The 19,301-nt window shown below is 50.3% G+C and carries 18 protein-coding genes and 1 pseudogene; 4 read left to right on the forward strand and 15 right to left on the reverse strand.

Going from position 1 to position 19,301, the window contains the following annotated elements:
• Positions 1–229 precede the first annotated feature (229 nt).
• A complete protein-coding gene (locus R6U67_RS01575; RefSeq protein ID WP_410250916.1) occupies positions 230–451 on the forward strand; it encodes a hypothetical protein in 222 nt (73 codons plus the stop codon).
• A gap of 28 nt (positions 452–479) precedes the next feature.
• Here R6U67_RS01575 and R6U67_RS01580 read toward each other — a convergent pair whose 3' ends face one another.
• Together R6U67_RS01580 and R6U67_RS01585 are read right to left on the reverse strand one after the other, a co-directional pair.
• A complete protein-coding gene (locus R6U67_RS01580; RefSeq protein ID WP_159785681.1) occupies positions 480–686 on the reverse strand; it encodes a DUF2283 domain-containing protein in 207 nt (68 codons plus the stop codon).
• Entirely contained in the window at positions 686–943 is a 258-nt protein-coding gene (locus R6U67_RS01585; RefSeq protein WP_159785678.1) for a DUF4258 domain-containing protein, read from the reverse strand. Before R6U67_RS01585 ends, R6U67_RS01580 begins: the two co-directional genes overlap by 1 nt.
• Positions 944–1,097: 154 nt before the next feature.
• Between R6U67_RS01585 and R6U67_RS01590 the strand changes: the two genes are divergently transcribed.
• Positions 1,098–1,640, forward strand: coding sequence for a helix-turn-helix transcriptional regulator (locus tag R6U67_RS01590; protein WP_410250917.1), 543 nt, complete (start codon positions 1,098–1,100; stop codon positions 1,638–1,640).
• An 82-nt stretch (positions 1,641–1,722) separates the two neighbouring features.
• Here the strand turns inward: R6U67_RS01590 and R6U67_RS01595 are convergent, their stop codons facing one another.
• The 8 genes from R6U67_RS01595 to R6U67_RS01630 all read right to left on the reverse strand — a co-directional run bounded on the left by R6U67_RS01595 (position 1,723) and on the right by R6U67_RS01630 (position 13,915).
• A complete protein-coding gene (locus R6U67_RS01595; protein WP_410250918.1) occupies positions 1,723–1,929 on the reverse strand; it encodes a DUF2283 domain-containing protein in 207 nt (68 codons plus the stop codon).
• A 103-nt stretch (positions 1,930–2,032) separates the two neighbouring features.
• Positions 2,033–3,943 (reverse strand): 1-deoxy-D-xylulose-5-phosphate synthase, encoded by a 1,911-nt coding sequence (gene dxs, locus R6U67_RS01600; RefSeq protein ID WP_170190652.1) that lies wholly within the window; start codon positions 3,941–3,943, stop codon positions 2,033–2,035.
• A 428-nt stretch (positions 3,944–4,371) separates the two neighbouring features.
• Positions 4,372–6,216 carry an ATP-dependent zinc metalloprotease FtsH3 gene (ftsH3, locus tag R6U67_RS01605; RefSeq protein ID WP_410250919.1) on the reverse strand — a complete coding sequence of 615 codons (1,845 nt, stop codon included), beginning with the start codon at positions 6,214–6,216 and terminating at the stop codon, positions 4,372–4,374.
• Between the two features lie 154 nt (positions 6,217–6,370).
• Positions 6,371–7,192, reverse strand: coding sequence for an aminotransferase class IV (locus tag R6U67_RS01610; protein ID WP_410250920.1), 822 nt, complete (start codon positions 7,190–7,192; stop codon positions 6,371–6,373).
• A gap of 128 nt (positions 7,193–7,320) precedes the next feature.
• The gene (locus R6U67_RS01615) at positions 7,321–8,154 is read right to left on the reverse strand and encodes a photosystem II manganese-stabilizing polypeptide (protein WP_410250921.1); all 834 of its coding nucleotides are present in this window, start codon (positions 8,152–8,154) and stop codon (positions 7,321–7,323) included.
• A 368-nt stretch (positions 8,155–8,522) separates the two neighbouring features.
• On the reverse strand, positions 8,523–8,753 hold the full coding sequence (locus R6U67_RS01620; RefSeq protein WP_410250922.1) for a hypothetical protein: 231 nt from the start codon (positions 8,751–8,753) through the stop codon (positions 8,523–8,525).
• Between the two features lie 25 nt (positions 8,754–8,778).
• Complete coding sequence (ggt, locus tag R6U67_RS01625) at positions 8,779–10,536, reverse strand: gamma-glutamyltransferase (protein WP_410250923.1); 1,758 nt, start codon at positions 10,534–10,536, stop codon at positions 8,779–8,781.
• A 4-nt stretch (positions 10,537–10,540) separates the two neighbouring features.
• A complete protein-coding gene (locus R6U67_RS01630; RefSeq protein ID WP_410250924.1) occupies positions 10,541–13,915 on the reverse strand; it encodes a PAS domain S-box protein in 3,375 nt (1,124 codons plus the stop codon).
• Between the two features lie 332 nt (positions 13,916–14,247).
• Between R6U67_RS01630 and R6U67_RS01635 the strand changes: the two genes are divergently transcribed.
• Both R6U67_RS01635 and R6U67_RS01640 read left to right on the forward strand, forming a co-directional pair.
• On the forward strand, positions 14,248–15,273 hold the full coding sequence (locus R6U67_RS01635; protein ID WP_410250925.1) for an ABC transporter permease: 1,026 nt from the start codon (positions 14,248–14,250) through the stop codon (positions 15,271–15,273).
• A 129-nt stretch (positions 15,274–15,402) separates the two neighbouring features.
• Positions 15,403–15,648 (forward strand): hypothetical protein, encoded by a 246-nt coding sequence (locus R6U67_RS01640; RefSeq protein WP_410250926.1) that lies wholly within the window; start codon positions 15,403–15,405, stop codon positions 15,646–15,648.
• A gap of 102 nt (positions 15,649–15,750) precedes the next feature.
• Here R6U67_RS01640 and lepB read toward each other — a convergent pair whose 3' ends face one another.
• From lepB to R6U67_RS01665, 5 genes and pseudogenes are all read right to left on the reverse strand, one after another.
• Positions 15,751–16,332, reverse strand: a complete 582-nt coding sequence (gene lepB / locus R6U67_RS01645) for a signal peptidase I (RefSeq protein ID WP_410250927.1) — start codon at positions 16,330–16,332, stop codon at positions 15,751–15,753.
• Between the two features lie 136 nt (positions 16,333–16,468).
• A complete protein-coding gene (locus R6U67_RS01650; RefSeq protein ID WP_410250928.1) occupies positions 16,469–16,708 on the reverse strand; it encodes a Mur ligase domain-containing protein in 240 nt (79 codons plus the stop codon).
• On the reverse strand, positions 16,705–17,811 hold the full coding sequence (gene murG / locus R6U67_RS01655) for an undecaprenyldiphospho-muramoylpentapeptide beta-N-acetylglucosaminyltransferase (RefSeq protein WP_410250929.1): 1,107 nt from the start codon (positions 17,809–17,811) through the stop codon (positions 16,705–16,707). The genes R6U67_RS01650 and murG overlap by 4 nt, the downstream gene beginning before the upstream one ends.
• Before the next feature lie 53 nt (positions 17,812–17,864).
• The gene (locus R6U67_RS01660; RefSeq protein WP_410250930.1) at positions 17,865–19,052 is read right to left on the reverse strand and encodes an FtsW/RodA/SpoVE family cell cycle protein; all 1,188 of its coding nucleotides are present in this window, start codon (positions 19,050–19,052) and stop codon (positions 17,865–17,867) included.
• Positions 19,049–19,301, reverse strand: a pseudogene (locus tag R6U67_RS01665) (UDP-N-acetylmuramoyl-L-alanine--D-glutamate ligase); the annotation flags it as partial. The pseudogene R6U67_RS01665 and the gene R6U67_RS01660, both read right to left, overlap by 4 nt.

Raw genomic sequence — 19,301 nt, forward strand, 5'->3', positions numbered from 1 at the left:
GCCTTTGGGTCATCGTCCTAATTGTCATCCTCCTGACCTCCTCCCTAGAGTCGCGTACCCGGTTTCGGGAACCCATCACCTCTCCACAAAGCCTCAATTCATCCTCAGGGGAGTGATACTGGATTGAGAGGCCCCACCCATCATCCGGTTGATTGTCACTCGACAATGTGGGAGTCATCAGCTAGACCCTCATGGACTAAAATTAAGTGTCGTTTAAGAACAGCCTCCTATGGAACGCTCTATTATCCTTTCAGACACACTTGCCAACCGACTTGAGCACTATTTACAAGAGCATCCTGATGAAAGTGTCTCCGACCTAATCGAAGAAATTCTCCAACAAAAAGAGAACCCCAGTGGTCGAACCTCTCGCGTTTTACGAATTCAGCCAGCCAAAACCGGGAGTGGATATTCTGATACATCAGTTAACCATGACGAGATTTTAGCACTCTAGCTAAATCTTCACCTATTACCATCCCAGTCTAGGGTTTGTCCTGGGCAACCATATATTCAATAGCCTGTGGATTATCAATCCGTTGGGAAGCCTGAAGAATCTCAATCCCGATAACATTTTGACTAGAATCAAAATCTAAGATAATGCCGGGAATTTCCTCATCACTGTCTTCAATCTCTGCATCTTTAAGGGTAATCCGAATGATATCCACGTCGGCATCGTATTTAATTTTCATCAGTTTCTCCAATGTTTTCTAATTTGACTGGTTCGATAAACAGTTACAACAACAGCAGGTTCAACTTGGGTATTGATAAAAACACGCAATAAATAAGGTTTTCCTGTACCAAAATCGCATTGAGACTGATAAATTGTAATGACCTCACTTTGCTGAACCGTTTGTTCTGGATTTTCTAAGACCGCTTCTACAAAAGACATGGGAATCTTTCGTTTTTCCATCTCCTCTACGGCATGGTTTGAAAACCGAAAATTCATCACTCACTTTTACATAAATATATGAGCAAAAAATCGTCATGTGGTTTCGACTCTTGATTTTTTCTGATTTATGAAGTTGCAAACTCGTTCGATTGATTACGTCACATCCGACGCAAAGCCGCATTCGTCAACCCCAACCCCTCCTTAAACTCAAATGCCCAACTATGATTTTACAGTAACCTTTAACCTCCCCGACACAGAACCGCATCCGAGCCATTACGTTGATGTTTTGCAAATGAATGGGTTTGATGATGCCTTAGTTGGTGTGGGAAGATTCGGGAAAATTGCCTTGAACTTTACCCGTGATGCGTCTTCAGCAGCGGAGGCGGTGTATAGTGCGATCGCAGATGTAAAACGAGCCATTCCTGAAGCCAAATTGATAGAAGTTAGCCCCGATTTAACTAGCATAACAGATGTAGCCAAGCGCCTCGGATGCACGCGGCAAAATATCCGCAATCTCTTGATGACAGGCGGAGCAAACTCCCCCAATCCCGTTTACAAAGGAACTCCCTCAATTTGGCATTTGTCGGATATTTTGACTTGGTTAGTTCAAGAAAAACACTATAAAGTTGACTCAGAGTTATTAGAATTAGCCCAGGTCAATCGAGATTTGAATACCATCCGAGAGTGGCAACGGGTTGATGTCGAGAGACAGCGGGAACTCGAATCCTTATTTACTCGGCTTCTTCCAGCTTGAGGTTAGCATGATGAGGGCTATACATGAACGCTGGAGGAGGGCAACCACAAGGGATTGCCCCTACGGCCATCTGTGGCATACACTAAGGTTTTCTTTGAGCAATCATATATTCAATAGCCTGTGGATTATCAATCCGTTGGGAAGCCTGAAGAATCTCAATCCCGATAACATTTTGACTAGAATCAAAATCTAAGATAATGCCGGGAATTTCCTCATCACTGTCTTCAATCTCTGCATCTTTAAGGGTAATCCGAATGATATCCACGTCGGAATCGTATTTAATCTTCATCAGTCCTTAAAAACTTTCCTGTCAACCCAAGGTCCTGAAAAATTGAGGAATCCCCCCAATCCCCCCACCCGCATCACCCGACACCGATGGGGGGACTCCAACTCTACACCGCCAACCTTGACTTAGACTCGGCAAAGAAGGACTTGCGAATCGTCTCCGCCATCTGGGACGGCATCAAGCCCAAATCCGCCTTCGACTCATTGGGTTGTGCATGGTCCACCAGTTGGTCAGGAACCCCCAACCGCTTCACCGGAACCACCACATCGGCATCCATCAGGCCCTCAACCACCGCCGAACCAAAGCCGCCCATAATGCAGCCTTCCTCCAGCGTGACCACCTTACCAATCCGTTCAGCCAACGGCCCAATCAACTCAATATCCAACGGCTTGACAAAGCGGGCGTTCACCACCGTGGCCTCAATCCCATGTTCACTGAGAATTTCCGCCACCTGCATCGCCGGATAGACCATGGTTCCATAGCCGACTAGCAACACATCATCACCACTGCGGAGAACCTCACCCTTACCAATCGGCAACGCTTCCCAGCCTTCTTCCATCAAAGGCGCACCGTAGCCACTACCGCGAGGATAGCGCATGGCAATCGGTCCCGAGGTATGTTCAACCCCCGTCACCAACATCTGCTGCATCTCCGCCTCATCCTTCGGCGCCATAATCGTCATATTGGGGATACAGCGCAGATAGGCGATATCATACAGTCCCTGGTGAGTCGGACCATCAGCCCCGACAATCCCAGCCCGGTCTAAACAGAAGAAGACGGGTAATTTCTGAATGCAGACATCATGGATGATTTGGTCATAGCCCCGCTGCAAGAAGGTCGAGTAAATGGCCACCACCGGACGCATTCCCTCACAGGCTAACCCCGCCGCTAAGGTCACGGCGTGCTGTTCGGCAATACCCACGTCAATATATTGTTTGGGTAACTTGGCCTGGAGTTTATCTAACCCCGTTCCCGTGGCCATGGCGGCGGTAATGCCCAAAATCTTGGGATTCTCTTCGGCCAGGGTAATCAGGGTTTGGGCGAAGACTTTGGAGTAACTCGGGGGCGTGGGTTTCTTGGAGGGGTAGGCTTTCCCCGTGGCCAAGTCGAAGGGCTTTTGAGCATGATAGCCCACTTGGTCGTTCTCGGCGATCGCATAACCCTTCCCTTTCACCGTCGCCACATGAACCAGAACCGGTCCCTTAATATGATGAGCCTTATTAAACGACTCAATCAACTCCTCTAAGTTATGACCGTCCACGGGTCCCATATAGGTGAAGCCGAGTTCCTCGAACACCGCCCCCACCTTGGGAATCGCCAACCGTTTCATCCCCTCTTTGACTCGTTCCATCTCCGGGGTAAAGGTTTCCCCAAAGAAGGGTAAATGCTTAAACTGTTCTTCGAGGTTATCGGTGAGGAACTGAACCGGGTCACTGAGGCGCATCTTATTGAGATAGCGAGGAATCGCCCCCACATTGGGAGAAATCGACATCTCGTTATCATTGAGGACCACCAGGAGATTGGTATCCGGCAGATGGCCCGCATGGTTAATGGCTTCCAAGGACATCCCCCCCGTTAACGCCCCATCGCCAATCACCGCCACACATTTATAATCCTCTCCCTGGGCATCTCGCGCCAGGGCCATCCCCAACGCCGCCGAGATACTGGTGGAAGCGTGACCGGCCCCAAAATGGTCAAAGGGGTTCTCACTCCGTTTGAGATAGCCCGCCACCCCCTCTTTCTGCCGCAGGGTATGAAAATCGTTATAACGGCCCGTAATCAGCTTATGAGGATAGGCCTGATGTCCCACATCCCAAGCCACTTTATCGCGGTCTAGGTCTAGGGTTTGGTAGAGTCCCAAGGTCAATTCCACAACCCCCAAACCGGGACCTAGGTGACCCCCACTGGCCGCAATCGTTTGCAGGTGCTTCTCCCGGATTTGACGGGCGATTTCTTCGAGTTGGTGAATCGATAGCCCTTTGAGTTGATTCGGATGGGTGATTTCGCTTAGATGCATTGGTGCAAGTCCATGAGTGTTTTGTCGTTGGCGGCTTGATGCCGTCGGGATGAGCGAAAAAATTTTCGCTCCGGGGCGAAAAATTTTTCGCCCCTACTTTTCTACTTTTGTTAAGCTGTATATTTAGTTTGACTTAACTTTTTAAAATAGTACAACCAGGATTACCGTTTACAATTTTGTTACATAAATTGCGGTTAAGTTTTACTACAGGTTAGACGAGTTTTGGGTCATTTTGGGGGATTGATGCTATAGTGAAGTTAGGCTTCAAATGAATACTCAATGGAAAGGCGGGAGGGGCTTGGCTAGGATTAGTTAAAGCTAAACATCCAACCTGCAACAAAATATTTTAGCGCCAATCGCGACTAAAAAAACCCCAGTCGTTGTGACTGGGGTTTTATCGTGCTAATCAGTGAGCCAGTTCAGGAAGACTAGGCGATCGCCGCCATCTTCACATCACTACCCGAGAGTAGCTCTTGCAGTTCCTCAGCATCAACAGTTTCACGCTCAACCAGCATCTTCGCCAACTGGTCTAACACCAAGCGATTCTCCGTCAACACCTGTTTGGCGCGGCTATAAGCCTCATCAACAAGCTTACTGACTTCCTCATCAATAGCCGCCGCCGTCTCTTCCGAGAAATTGCGTTCCGAGGAAATATCGCGACCGAGGAACATATTACCCTGCTGACTTCCCAGAGCCACCGGTCCGAGGCGATCGCTCATCCCGAAGCGCATCACCATCTGACGAGCCACCCGAGCCACCTGTTGCAAATCATTAGACGCACCCGTGGTCACTTCCTCCTCACCGAAGATAATCTCCTCAGCCAGACGACCCCCGAGAGCCACCGCCATCTGATTTTGCAGATAGGAGCGGGAATACAACCCAGAATCCATACGGTCTTCACTCGGAGTAAACCAAGTCAAGCCCCCCGCCGCACCCCGAGGGATGATGCTAATCTTCTGAACCGGGTCATAATCAGGCATCAACGCCCCCACCAGAGCGTGACCGGCCTCATGATACGCCACCAAATTCTTGCGTTTCTCGCTCATCACCCGGTCTTTCTTCTCCGGTCCAGCGAGAACCCGGTCAATCGCATCATTGACCTCATCCATCGAGATTTCCGTCAAATTGCGACGAGCCGCCAAAATAGCCGCCTCATTGAGCAAGTTCGACAAATCAGCCCCCGTAAAACCAGGAGTCCGACGGGCAATTTTCTCCAAGTCCACATCCTTGGCCAGCGTTTTACCGCGAGCGTGAACATTGAGAATCTCGAAACGACCCGAGTAATCAGGACGGTCAACCACCACCTGACGGTCAAAACGACCCGGACGCAACAGCGCCGCATCCAAGACATCAGGACGGTTGGTTGCTGCAATAATAATGATGCCCGTATTGCCCTCGAAGCCGTCCATCTCGGTCAGCAACTGGTTCAGGGTTTGTTCCCGTTCATCATTACCGCCGCCTAAACCAGCACCCCGTTGGCGACCGACGGCATCAATCTCATCGATAAAGACAATACAAGGGGCGTTTTGTTTGGCCTGTTCAAAGAGGTCACGGACACGAGACGCACCCACCCCAACGAACATTTCCACAAACTCAGACCCCGAAATCGAGAAGAAGGGAACCCCAGCTTCACCAGCGACGGCGCGAGCTAAGAGGGTTTTACCCGTTCCCGGAGGTCCAACCAGTAAGACGCCTTTAGGGATTTTCGCACCAATCGCCGTGAAGCGATCGGCGTTTTTCAGGAAGTCCACAACCTCCGTGAGTTCGAGTTTGGCTTGTTCAATCCCAGCCACATCGCCAAAGGTGACTTGGGTTTGCGGTTCCATTTGGACCCGCGCTTTGGATTTACCAAAGTTCATCGCCTGGCTACCGGGACCCGACTGGGCGCGGCGCAACAGGAAGAATAAGCCCACCAGCAGCAAGATGGGGAAGAAGAGGCTACTGAGAGCGCGGAACCAGACACCATCATCACTCTGAGGTTGAACCCGCACATCGAGATTGTTTTCCGTGAGGATATCAATCAGTTCCGGGTCATTGGGTAAGTTGACGACCACTTTACCGCTACCGTCTGGATTCGTGTAGGTCGCTTCGCTGCGATCGGCACTGATGGCCACGGTTCCTTCGACTTTGCCGTTTTCAACGGCGCGGATAAACTCACTATATTTAGCGGTTTGTTGAGCTTGGGGCTGTTGATCAAAGAACGTCGTCCCTAAGGCAATGACAACGATCGCCAGTAGTACGTATAGCCCTGTATTTCTCCACCGTTTATTCACCGGGAGTAATCCTCCTATCTTTGATAATTTCTGTAATGATGCTCGAATCTGAGATTTTATGAGACCTTGTGTTAACTTATATTAACCTAAAGCCGCCCGATCGTGCAAAGTTGCCCTCAATTGGCCATGAGTCAGTCGCCGTAATGCTGATGAGTTAGGGGAATCGGCGCGATTGTAGGAGCGATCGCAACTCGGCGATCGCCGCCTGTCCTCCATCATAACGTTGTCTTTCCATCGGCTGTGCGGGGATGGATCGCAGCACCTGACGAATCGGCACCACCTCCACCACCGCATTACTATAGGCCAGCGCCTCAAACTCCCAGACCTGAGTGGGTAACCAAGGAGCCAGACCAATCCTGAGGCCTTGACGGCTGGCAGCGTCGAGAATCTGCGATCGCACCAACCCCGGCAAAATCCCCGCCGCCAGGGGTGGCGTCCACCATTGTCCCTCACGCCAACCCCAGAGCGTTCCGGTACTGGTTTCGAGCCATTCCCCCCTCTCATTGACCAAAATCGCTTCCAACGCCCCCAACTTGCGAGCCTGTTGCAACGCCAACCAGGGGGCCAAATAATTCCCCGTCTTCCGATGTGGCAGACTGCGAGACAACCCAACCCCCTCAGCCAACCACGCCACAATCCCCTCCTCCTGTCGTTGCCGCAAATCCCCAGGTAACGCTCGTCCCGTAATCAACTCCCGGCCATCCGCAAACAGCGTCAGCCGCAAAACCGGGAACGGCTGCGCCATCAGTTGCGCTCCCGTCTCTAGCCGTTGCCAATTCGGAGTGACCCAGTCAAACTCGGCCACCGCCGCCCCCAACCGCCGCAAATGACCTGGCCAATGACTTCTGGGGTCGTTCAAGTTCTGCCCATAAACTCGCAGCGTTGTAAACGTCGTCGCCCCATACAATAGCCCCGGTTCCGTCACCGTCAGCTCAAGCCTTTCCCCCGAATAAACCGCTCCATCGTACCAATACATCTGACCGTCCTTGCCCGCCATCCCTAGACCAAAACCACAAAAAAGAAAGACTGCCCAATGTCTAAACTTGGACAGTCCCCAAATGGCTAACATCAACGGTTAACCGAACCCACTAAGCTGAAGCAAGCCTAGGCTTTGGGTTCGACCCGACCGTAGAACAGACCGCGAATTTTCACATCAACGGGCGCCTTCGATCCCAAATCCGTATCTGAAGCTTGGATGGCCTCAAAAATACCGGCAATCTCTCCAGTTTCACTGTTGACTTTCGAGACTTGCAGCGACATATTCCCGTCTAACACCGGCGTTTCTTTGACGTTTTCCCGCATGATTTCTTCATCATCTGCCGCCGCCGGTAGCGCAACCGCATTGTCATAACCCGTCGCTTGACCGCGACCTTTCGGATCGAGGAAGGACGCACCACGGTAGGAAGGAACAATGTAATCTCCGGTTAAATCGGTTGAAGTACTGATTCCGGTTTGTCCTTCAGGAGTGGTCGCCACCAGTTTCTTAATGGTGAAGAGCATGGGAACTTGCTCACCACCCGGAAGTTGAACGGTAATGGCTTGGAAATCAATCCCAGACTGCTCTTCAAAGGTTAAAACCCCATTGCTGTCGAGGCTCAAATCTCCCGTCACTTGGTCGAGAGATGAGGTATAACGAGTCAAGGCTTTGGCACCGATGAACTTCGCTTCTTCGCGCTTGTTGGTCGACTCTTCTTTCACAAAATAGCCCGTCGGTTCCAGGCATAAATCCGTCAGAATGTAGTCCGTTTCGCTGTCCAGGTCAAACGACCCCCGAGCCGTTTCAGGAAGCTGCGGACAACTATTCGCCAGTCCGGTGTTTCTAATCTGATCGTAGGTGTAGGTTTCATCGCTTAATAGGCTGATGGGTTCTTCGCTGCAAGCGGTTAGGAACCCAACGCACATTGCGAGGAGTAGGGCAACTAAAGCACGATATCTCATGGTTATTCTTATTTCTTGTCGATAAATTCAGATGCTGTGCGTCAATCTAGCAGGATTGGCGGTGGTCTCACTCCACCGTCATGAGGATACCGCAGACCTGCACCCTTTGGAAAACTTCAAAGGAAACTGCGGCTGAGCCTGATTGAACGGCGATGGTTACAGGCGATCGCCAAAAATGAGAGTTTTATGATTCTATCAAACCCTTGTCCCTTCTCGACTCAACGGGTCTGATTCTCCCCATCATCCCCCCTCCTGCCATTGATAGCTGAGAAATGTAATAAATTGTTGCAGAAAACCAAATTATTCAGAAAAATATGATAATGGCGACGAGAGAAAAAAACAGCCCCGATGGGCGATCGCCGCCCGCTTCACTCGGGCCTCCAAAGATTTTCAAACCCCTCAAGAAGCAAATCCCCAACCCGTTGAACTTCCTGCCAGAGTGCCGTGGGATCGATCCCAAACACCAGTTGTAACAACAACACGATCGCCGCCACCGACAAGGCCGTCGACAAAGTCGTCTGAATAACACGAATCAGCCAGGTAAACACCAACCAAGCCAAAACCAAAGCAGCAATCAAAGTAATCAGTTCAGTGGGCATAAAAAGCAGGGCAGGAAAACTCGCCCTACCAGCCTAGCGCAGCGCCGTCCCCTCGTGGATCCGCCGCACCAGCCAGCGTCTGATCTGGCCGTACCACAATAGCATTGGCATTCCCCCAACCCTGCCATTGTTCGATCTCATGGCCCCGCTGACGTAAATTCTCCACCGTCTCAGGAGCAAACCCCGCCTCTTGCAGAATCAGGCGATCCGGTAACCATTGATGGTGAAAACGCGGGGCCGCGATCGCCGCCGCCACATCCAACTCATACAGCAACACATTCAACAGCACTTGCAACACCGTCGTAATAATCGTACTTCCCCCCGGAGACCCCAACGCCAACCGTAACTGACCCTCCTCTAGCACAATCGTCGGCGTCATACTCGATAGCGGCGTTTTCCCAGGAGCGATCGCATTAGCCTGGCCTCCCACCAAACCATACAAATTCGCCACCCCAGGAGCGATCGCAAAATCATCCATCTCATTATTGAGCAAAATCCCCGTTCCTTCAGCCACCACCCCGGCCCCAAAACCACCATTGACGGTAAACGTCAAACTGACCGCATTGCGATCGCCATCCACCACCGTCAAATGACTGGTTTCCGCCGACTCCCTCAAATTCCTCAATTGCGAAGCCGCCACCGCCGTCACCTCAGTCGAGGGAGTGGCCTGTTCCTCATCAATTTGCGGCCGACGATACTGAGCGTAAGCCACACTGGTTAACGCCTCAACCGGAACCTCCACAAAATCGGGATCTCCCAAATACTCAGCGCGATCAGCATACGCAATCCGCATCGCCTCAGCCAAAAAATGCACCGTATCCGGGTGATTTGGCTGAGGCGCCTCCAGAGGGCGATCGCCAATCAAATTCAGAATCTGCAACAGATGCACCCCACCCGACGACGGCGGCCCCATCGCACAGACCTCAAACTCACGAAACGCCCCACAGAGCGGATCTCGCCAAATCGGCTCATAGTCCGCCAAATCGTCTCGCGTCACCAACCCCCCGAACGCCGCCATATCCGCCGCGATCGCCTCAGCAATCTCCCCCTCATAAAAATCCCCAGGATCCTCGGCCAAACGCCGCAACGTTTCAGCCAACTGAGGCTGTCGCCAATGGTCCCCAACTTGATAAAACGCTCCCTCTCGCGTAAACACCTCTCTAGCCGCCGGATTCGCCAATAACACCTCTTGCCGGCGTTCGACAGCATCAACGAACCGCTGATGCACCGTAACCCCCTCCTCCGCCAACCTGAGAGCCGGCTCAATCACCGTTTGCCAAGGTAAATTCCCATAGCGTTGATGCACCTCATATAACCCCGCCACCGTACCCGGAACCCCAACGGCCTGATGGCCATCTAAACTGGCCCGAGATTGCGGTTCTCCCGACTCATCGAGATACATCGTCTCTGTGGCCGCCTGGGGCGCTCGTTCACGAAAATCGAGACTGCGAACCTCCCCCATCGCCGCATCATACAGCAACAAAAAACCACCGCCACCAATTCCGGCAGAAAAGGGTTCCACCACAGAAATAGCAAAGGTACTCGCGACCGCCGCATCAACCGCATTCCCCCCCTGCTCGAACATGGCCACCCCCGCCTCACTAGCCAGAGGATGAGCGGACACCACCATTCCCCGTTGACGAGCCGGAACGTTCTGGCCAGGGGACGAATTGGCGGGAGAGTTCTGGGCCATCGCCCCCCCTGGCTCAGTTATCAGCCCTCCGAGACTGCCCAGAAGACAAACCAGGCTTAAACTGGATGTGAGACCACCTAAAAACGCCATAAATTTAAGCTCGTGAGGGTTTAATTGAGGCTGACAAGGTGCAATGATAGGGAATCTGCACCGTAAAGGTACTACCACAGCCGGGGGTCGATTCACAAATGAGGGTTCCGCCGTGGCGTTCGACGACAATCTGATAACTAATCGATAACCCCAGGCCAGTCCCCTTCCCGACGGGTTTAGTGGTGTAGAAGGGGTCAAAAATGCGATCGCAAATCTCAGCGTCCATCCCAGTTCCATTGTCACGAATCTGAATCTGTACCCGTTGCTGAGGGGTTAATCGTGTGATCACCTCAATTTTTCCCGGTTCCCCATCGGGGTGTTCGAGACAACGGGCCTCAACGGCGTCAATGGCGTTGGCGATCAGATTCATAAACACCTGATTGAGTTGGCCCGCGTAGCAGTTGACAGCCGGTAACTCCCCATACTGACGAATCACTTGAATCTCCCGACGGCGATCATCGGCCCGTAAGCGACTCCCGAGAATGGTTAGGGTACTGTCGAGACTCTCATGTAAATCAATCGCCTTAACGTCTGATTCATCGAGTCGTGAGAAGGTTCGTAGCGATCGCACAATCTCCTGAATCCGCACCGCCCCCGTCTCGATGGAGTTAAATAGATTGGGGATATCCTCGATGAGATACTCTAAATCAATGGCCGCACTGAACTCCTCAATCTCAACCGTTGGCTCGGGATACGTTTCTCGATATAACTGCAATAGATCCAGTAAATCCTGGTTATACTGCTTAGCATGAACTAGGTTGCCGAAGACAAAACTAATGGGATTGTTGATTTCATGGGCAACGCCAGCCACTAATTGCCCCAAACTCGACATTTTTTCGGCTTGAATCAGTTGAGCTTGAGTCGTTTGTAACTGACGCAGGGTGGTTTCGAGTTCTAGGGTTTTGGCCTTCGCCTGGTGTTCAGCTTCACGGGATTGTTGGTAGAGTAATGCTTGCTGAATGGCGATCGCTAGACGATCGCAAACGACACGGATTAACTCAATATCGCGATCGCACCAGGGTTGAGGGCTAACTTCTCGGGTACAAGCCAAGGTTCCCACATTCGCTTGTCCAGTTTCAATCGGGAACAAGAGTAACGACTCATAACCAAATCGTTGCAGTCCCTCCCGTAAGGCGTTATCCTCAATCTCGGCAATATCATCAATTCGCACCATCTCCCCGGCTTGCAACAGCGTCGTTAACAACCCAGCAAAGATTCTGGGATACTCATCTAAACGATTCGGTAATTCATCCCGTTTCGCCTCAGCGGCTAGCTTCAATTCTGACTCTGGGGCCTGGGGATGATGCCAGAGAAAATAACAGCGATCGACCCCTAATAAAACATATAATTCTCGTACCGTCGTCTCTAAAATTCGCTTGGGATCGAGGGATTGTCGAATTTGTTGCGCCAGGCGATTGACCAGTTTTTCTTGCTGGGCTAATGAACGGAATTTGGCTTCTGAAGCTTGCAGAGCGAGTTCAACTTCTTTGCGTTCGGTAATATCCGTTGAAGTGCCAATGAGCCGCTCAATGGTTCCTTTTCCATCAAATAACGGAGTTAAAACCACCTGACACCAAACTCGTCGTTCTTGGTGTGTAAAGGTTTCCTCATAGGTAATCGTTTTCCCGGCTGCAATACAGTTTCGATAATTTGTTAAAAACAATTCACCGGTTTCGTCGCCAAAGACTTCTTGGGGCGTTTTTCCAGAAATATCCTCCGAAGGAATCCCCATTATTCGCTCAGCAAATCCATTCCAACCGGCAAATCGAAAAGTCCCATCATCGCCGACATCAATCACAAAAACAATGTTACCTTGATTCTCGTAAATTGTTCGTAAAAATTCCTCTTTTTGTCGTAGTTGTTGCTCAATATCTTGGACATCAGAAATGTCTCGAATAATAGTGGACAAATACGCATCAGAGTCCGGCGTTTCTGGGTGAGCAATAATAAGCTGCGAGGTCGGAATTAGGGTTCCGTCGCGGCGACGTATTTTAGACAGTCCTTGCCAAGATCCCTGTTGTAACGCTTGGGGAATCACCCAGTTTTGACACTCTTCTACAAAGTCTGGGGTTAAAAAATCTTCGATGTGATAAACAGAAACATCTTCATTAAGGTCTAGTCCTAATGTTTTGCGTCCACCACAGTTAAAATAGGTGATCTTGCCCTCTAAGTCAGCACTACTGATAATATCTGGTGAGGCATCAATAATGGCAATCAATCGTTCTCGTTCGAGTTGAGCCTGTTTGAGATCACTAATATCTCGGGCGATCGCATACATCATACCCTCATCAGGAAACGAGACAACCGTCCAAGATAACCATCGGTACAAACCCGATTTTGTTCGGAAGCGATTTTCAAAGCCAAAGATATTCTCCCCCTTGAGAACACTCAGCATTTGAGTTTGACTCTCTTCGAGATCATCGGGGTGAATAAAGTCTAAAACAGGCCGTGATTTGAGTTCGTTAATACCATATTCCAGTAGATTTGTCCAGGCTGGATTCAGGCGTTTAAAGTAACCATCAAAGCTGATGATACAAAATAAATCCAAAGCACAATCAAAAAAGCGATCGCGCTCGGCTTCAATCTGCTTTTGTTCAGTAATATCAAATAAAATCCCATCCCAAATAATTTCGCCACTACTGCGACGTTCTGGCTGAGAAATTGCCGAAAGCCATTTGAGTTGTCCCGATACGGTATATTGTCGCCATTCATGCTTCCAGAGCGTCAACTCCTGAGCCGATCTGCCAATGGCGGTTTGAAACTCAGCCAGATCCTCAGGATGTACCCGATCCCAAATTGGGCTAGCATCCTCTTTCACTTGCTCAGGATCGAGTTCATACAGTTTACGCGCGCCGGGGCTCATATATGTAAATGCTGAAGAGCCATCGGGATTCAAAATATATTGATAAATGACCCCAGGGAGGTTCGCCGCCAACTTTTCAAACTGAAGTTTTTTCTGCTGAATTTGACGATATTCCGTTAAATCGGTACTAATTCCCTGTAATCGTAGCCCTCGTTCCGTAGCCACTTGCCAAATTTGACTCGATACCCAGCGGAACTCCCCATCCCAGCGACGAATACGATACTCCAGCACCAAATCTGCTGTTTCATCGGTTTGTTCTAGGCTGGCGGTGATATAACGAAGGCGATCGCGATCGCCTTCATCAAGCTGCTCAAACCAACCCTGGCCACTCTCCTCAAATTGCGACAGCGATCGCCCATAAAGCCGTTCAGCAGAGGGATTGAGATAGAGGATTTTCCCAGAAGATGCGTCGATTGTCCAAACCGCTTCACTCATGCGTTCAAACACGCGATCGACACAAGGGCGTTCTAAGGTTTGCACAGATGAGGAAACAGACATTGATTGATAGTCAGTCATGGTGAGTCAGCAGTAGGGGGATCTCCCAAAAAACATCAAGACGCGAAACCGGTAGACGGTACGATAGCTCCCGTACTCAAAGTTTAACGAAATCCCTCCAAGAATAAACTCAAACATCCTTGACTCGAAGCCCTCGCCCAAAAATTGGGGTAGTGAATCACGCTTAACCCTGTAGGTTACAGTGTGATCCTAGAACCTTAGCTCCTGGCTGCATGAATTTTAGCCTAGCCCAACATCAAAGCCTCTCCAATACCTGCACAAGATATCACTTCGGCTCAATTCGATTGTAAGATAGGAGACGATTTGCGATTGTTCCTCCACCCGAAATTGTTGTGTCCCGTTCTCATGCCCTGCAAGCCTACGTTGTCACGCGACTTCTGTTGGCCCCACTGATGCTATGGACAATCGCCACCGGCGTGTTCCTGCTGATGCGAGCGACTCCCGGAGATCCCGTTGACGCGATTCTTGGCCCCCGAGCCCCGGAAGCCTTTAAGGAGGAGTTGCGATCGCAGTTAGGACTGTCTGGGTCATTATGGCAACAGTATTTTAGCTATCTCGGCTCCCTCCTGCGTCTCGATTTAGGAGAATCCGCCGCCCGTCGCGGCCTCTCGGTTTGGGAGATTATCCGGGACTTTTTCCCCGCCACGGCCGAGTTGGCCATCGCCAGTATGCTCGTGGCGATTCTCGTTGGCTTTAGCGTCGGAATGCTAGCCGCTTCACGCCCCAACAGTGCCTGGGATGCCGGTGGACGGCTGTTTGGTATCTTGACCTACTCGGTCCCCGTTTTCTGGATGGGAATGGTCTTACAACTGATTTTTGCCGTACAACTCGGCTGGTTTCCCCTGGGAACCCGTTTCCCCCTCGGCGTTCCCACCCCCACCTCAATCACGGGCCTCTATCTCCTCGATAGCCTCTTGACGCTAAATCCGCAACAGTTTTTTGCGGCGTTGTACCATCTCGCTCTCCCCAGCCTCACGTTAGGGATTCTCCTCAGTGGTATCTTTGAACGGGTTGTACGGGTGAATCTTAAACAAACTCTCAAAAGTGATTATGTCGAAGCCGCCCGGGCCAGAGGTGTCCCTGAACGGCGTATTTTGGTCAGCCACGCCCTCAAAAATGCCCTAATTCCCACCATTTCCATCTTAGGCTTAACCTTCGCCGCCCTCCTGAGTGGGGCCATTCTCACGGAAGTGACCTTTTCTTGGCCCGGCTTAGCCAGTCGTCTCTATGAAGCCATCTCCGCCCGAGATTATCCCACGGTTCAAGGTTTGGTGGTCTTCTTTGGGGCGATCGTGGTCGGGATGAGTATCCTCATTGATATCCTCAATGCCTGGATTGACCCTCGGGTTCGCTATTAAATTTAGCTGTTTTTGGTCACATAAGTTAGGACGAGCAATACGCCAAAAACTCGACGTCTAGGGGTATCCCGATTCAGCCCGCGCTCACGTCCTACCTCGATTGTCCATTATCGTCTCTTTTTTAACCCGATGCAAACCCTCTTAAACTGGCTCAACACCCTCTTAGTGGTGAACTTCTTTTTTGTTTTGGCAAGTTTACTCTGGTTAGCCCTAGCCGTCGTCGGCCGAGGAACCGGACTCTCTCTAGGCTTAGATCTCTGGTATCGCCTCTGGGAACCGGTGTTCACCCCTGCGATTGGCCTTCTAATGGGGGGAGCGTTATTAACTGGGGCGATCGCCCAAATCAATAAACGTCTAAAACGGGAAGAACAATAAAGAGGCCACGCCTATTGCTAGCTTGCCTGTTCCCTATTCCCTATTCTCTTCTCCCCCTGTTCCCAGTTCCGGTGTTCCCTGTTCCCTTCTTTTGCCTCTTGCCTATTTTCCCTCGATTCCTCCAACCCGATCAAAGGGCCAAAAGCGAATCGCTGCCCGCCCGATCACATTCTCAACGGGTAAAAAGCCCCAAATATGGGAGTCATTGCTATTATTGCGGTTGTCTCCCATGACCATGAGGCGATCGGGGGGAACTGTGGCTGGCCCCCATTGGTATCGGGGCAGTTCAGCGATATAGGGTTCGACTTGCGGTTCTCCGTTGAGATACACTCGTCCATTGGCAACCCGTACAGTATCACCGGCACGAGCCACCACTCGTTTAATAAAAGCCTGATTCGTTTGATACCCCTGTCGCTGAAGCTGGACTGGGGGACTAAAAACAATTACGTCTCCTCGTTGTGGCGGTTGAAAATGATAGGAGACTTTCTCGATGAGGAGGCGATCGCCTTGTTCTAAGGTCGGCAACATCGAATCAGAGGGAATATAGCGAGGTTCCGCGACAAAGGTTCGCAGCAGTAAGGCGATAACGAGGGCAATCAGAATCAGGCGGATATTTTCCCCCTGCGATCGCCACCAGGGCGTTGAGGAAGAAGATTGAGGGCGATCGTCGGGATTGGCGGTCATTGCAAGGGTCCGGGCAGGTTAAATCTCTCCCTAGAAGTCTATCATGACCAACTCTGACGGCGATCGCTCAACCGTGATCCAGACACCAGAACAGGCCCCACCATTAGAAGTGAACTACCGAACAGTGAATCAAAGATTACACAGTCGGATTCCTACCCAGCAATGGATTGGTAAACGCTTCCGGAATAACAGCAATGCTCTCATCAAAGAGAACTTCAATCCCCTCGGTCAGGAGGGTTTCGATCAAAGGGCCGGATACACGGTCATAACCGGCCACACGAAACCCCGAGCCATGGAAAAAGCGAGCCAGTGCACTCATCCCGATGCCACCGATGCCGATGAAAAACACACTGCTATATTTCCCCAAGGCTTTCATTGACCAACAATTTTTTCAATTTCCTCTGCAATTTTTTCAGCTGAATCCGGATGTGCAAACAAGCGGACTTTTTCTTCCAATTGCTTTTTATATTCTTTATCATCGAGCAGGTCCAGCGCATCACCCACCAACCTGCCGGGTGTTTCATGATCAGGAATCATAAGGGCCGCTCCCTCTTTGACAAGGCTCATGGCATTTTTGGTCTGGTGATCCTCTGCCACATTGGGGGAAGGTACCAACACTGAAGCTTTTCCCAGAAGCGCCAGTTCACTGATGGTGCATGCACCCGCACGGGAGATAACCACATCAGCCAGATCATACGCCATATCCATTCGGGAGATGAAAGGGGCCAGGACAATATTGGTGACATTTTTCCCCGCAAGCAACTGCTGCATTTCCTCAAAATAATGCTTTCCGCATTGCCAGAGAAATTGCACGTCCGTTCTTTTCTTTATTTGTTCCAGATCATTGGCAATCCCGTTGTTAATGCTCCGGGCTCCCAGCGAACCGCCGACAACCAGAACAGTTTGTTTGTTTTCATCAAGTCCAAGTTCCTGACAGGCTTTGATCCGGTCGACATCGGCTAAAAGGTTTTGCCGCACCGGGTTTCCCGTCAAAACAATCTTTTCTGAAGGGAAAAAACGCTCCATACCGGGGTAGGCTACGCAAATCCGGTGAGCTTTGCGTGCCAGGATTTTATTCGTTACACCGGGGTAACTGTTTTGCTCCTGAAGGAGGGTCGGGACACCCTGAGAAGCGGCCGACCTCAATACCGGACCACTGGCGTATCCACCAACCCCTACAGCCACATCCGGGCGAAAATTCCGGACCAGACGCCATGCCTTCAACATGCTGGCTGCGAGCTTAAAAAAGAACGTGATATTCTTCAGAGTCAGTTTACGCTGAAAGCCAGCCACCGGCAATCCCACAATTTTGTACCCAGCAGCAGGCACCCTGTCCATTTCCATGCGGCCAATGGCCCCTGCAAAAAGGATTTGCGCACCGGGGTTTCGTTTTTTAAGGGCATCGGCAATGGCAATAGCCGGGAAAACGTGTCCTCCGGTTCCACCCCCACTGATCAATATTTTCAATTTTTCCTTCATCCCGTCATATTCAATTTTTCTTCAATCGAGATCGAATTTTTACCATCCTGCAATTATTGATTTTCCGAATTTTGAACTTTGGCATTTTGTTGTTCACGTTCTTCCTGATAATGCCTGCTTACACTTAAGATGGCTCCCAAAGCTAAGCAGGTAAACACAATGGAAGTCCCCCCCATACTGACAAGGGGAAGAGGTTGCCCGGTAACAGGAAAAATCCCCACTGCCACCCCCATATTGAGAAATGCCTGAGCGACTAACATTATCCCAAGTCCCAGCACCATAAAAGCCGGGAAAGTTCGGTTACTGGAACTAACCAGAACGCCGATACGTGTAAAAAATATAAAATACGCAACCAAAACCAGAAGCGCCCCAAAGAAACCAAACTCCTCAGCTATAATGGCATATATAAAATCGCTGTAAGGATGGGGTAGAAAATTACGCTGGTCACTATTCCCGGGGCCTTTGCCCAAGACGCCACCTGTTGCAATGGCTATTTTGGACTGAGTAATCTGATAATCACCGCCAAACTTGGACATCTCCTGCTCATCATCCATATAATCCTCAAAACGGGAGGCCCAGGTCTCGGCCCGGTCAACAATGACGACATCATTCATGGCAAGAAGCAAAACGATGGCTACAATGGCTGTTCCCGTCAAACCGGTGAAAAACAAATGGCGAAAAGGAACCCGGCCGAGAAACATCATCAGCATAATAATCCCTCCGAGAAGAAGTGAAGTGGAAAGGTTTTCAGGAAAAATCAGCAAACACACAACCGCTGTATGAATAATAATCGGCCAAAATGCTCCTTCAGTGGGACCATCATCCCGTTGATGCTGCGCAAGGACCCTTGACACATATAAAACAAGGCCCAGTTTTGCCACCTCCGATGGCTGAAAACTCAGGCCAATGCCGGGAACAGTCAGCCAGCGACTGGCCTCATTCAGATTTTGGCCCGACAATACGGTAATGAGAAGAAGTATGATGGAAACATACAGGAGAGGTAAACTAAAAAATACGAAATATTTATAGGGAATTCGATGAACCACAATGATCAAAGAAATGCCAAAAAGCAGAAAAAACAACTGTTTAAACATAAAATGGGTGGTATTCCCCCCCTGTGTTTTATAGGCAAGGCTTCCTGTGGCACTGTATACGGTTAGCAAGGACACAAGGGCCAAAAAGACAATAATCCCCCACATCACCTGGTCGCCTTTAATGTATTTCTGCACGAAATTACTCATGATCTTTTCCTAAATTTAACTGCTTCTTTAAATTGTCGTCCCCTGTCTTCGTAATTTTCAAATAAATCAAAACTGGCACAGGCAGGTGAGAGCAACACGACATCGCCGGATTTTGCATAATCCCGGGCCTGATTGACAGCATCTTTCATAGAACTTGTTTCCACAAGGTGAGGAACTTTACCTTCAAAAAAATCTTTCAATTTGCTATTATCAACCCCTAGACATACCAGTGCTTTAACCTTCTGCACA

The sequence above is a fragment of the Sodalinema sp. genome (assembly GCF_046483825.1).
Lineage (GTDB): Bacteria > Cyanobacteriota > Cyanobacteriia > Cyanobacteriales > Geitlerinemataceae > Sodalinema.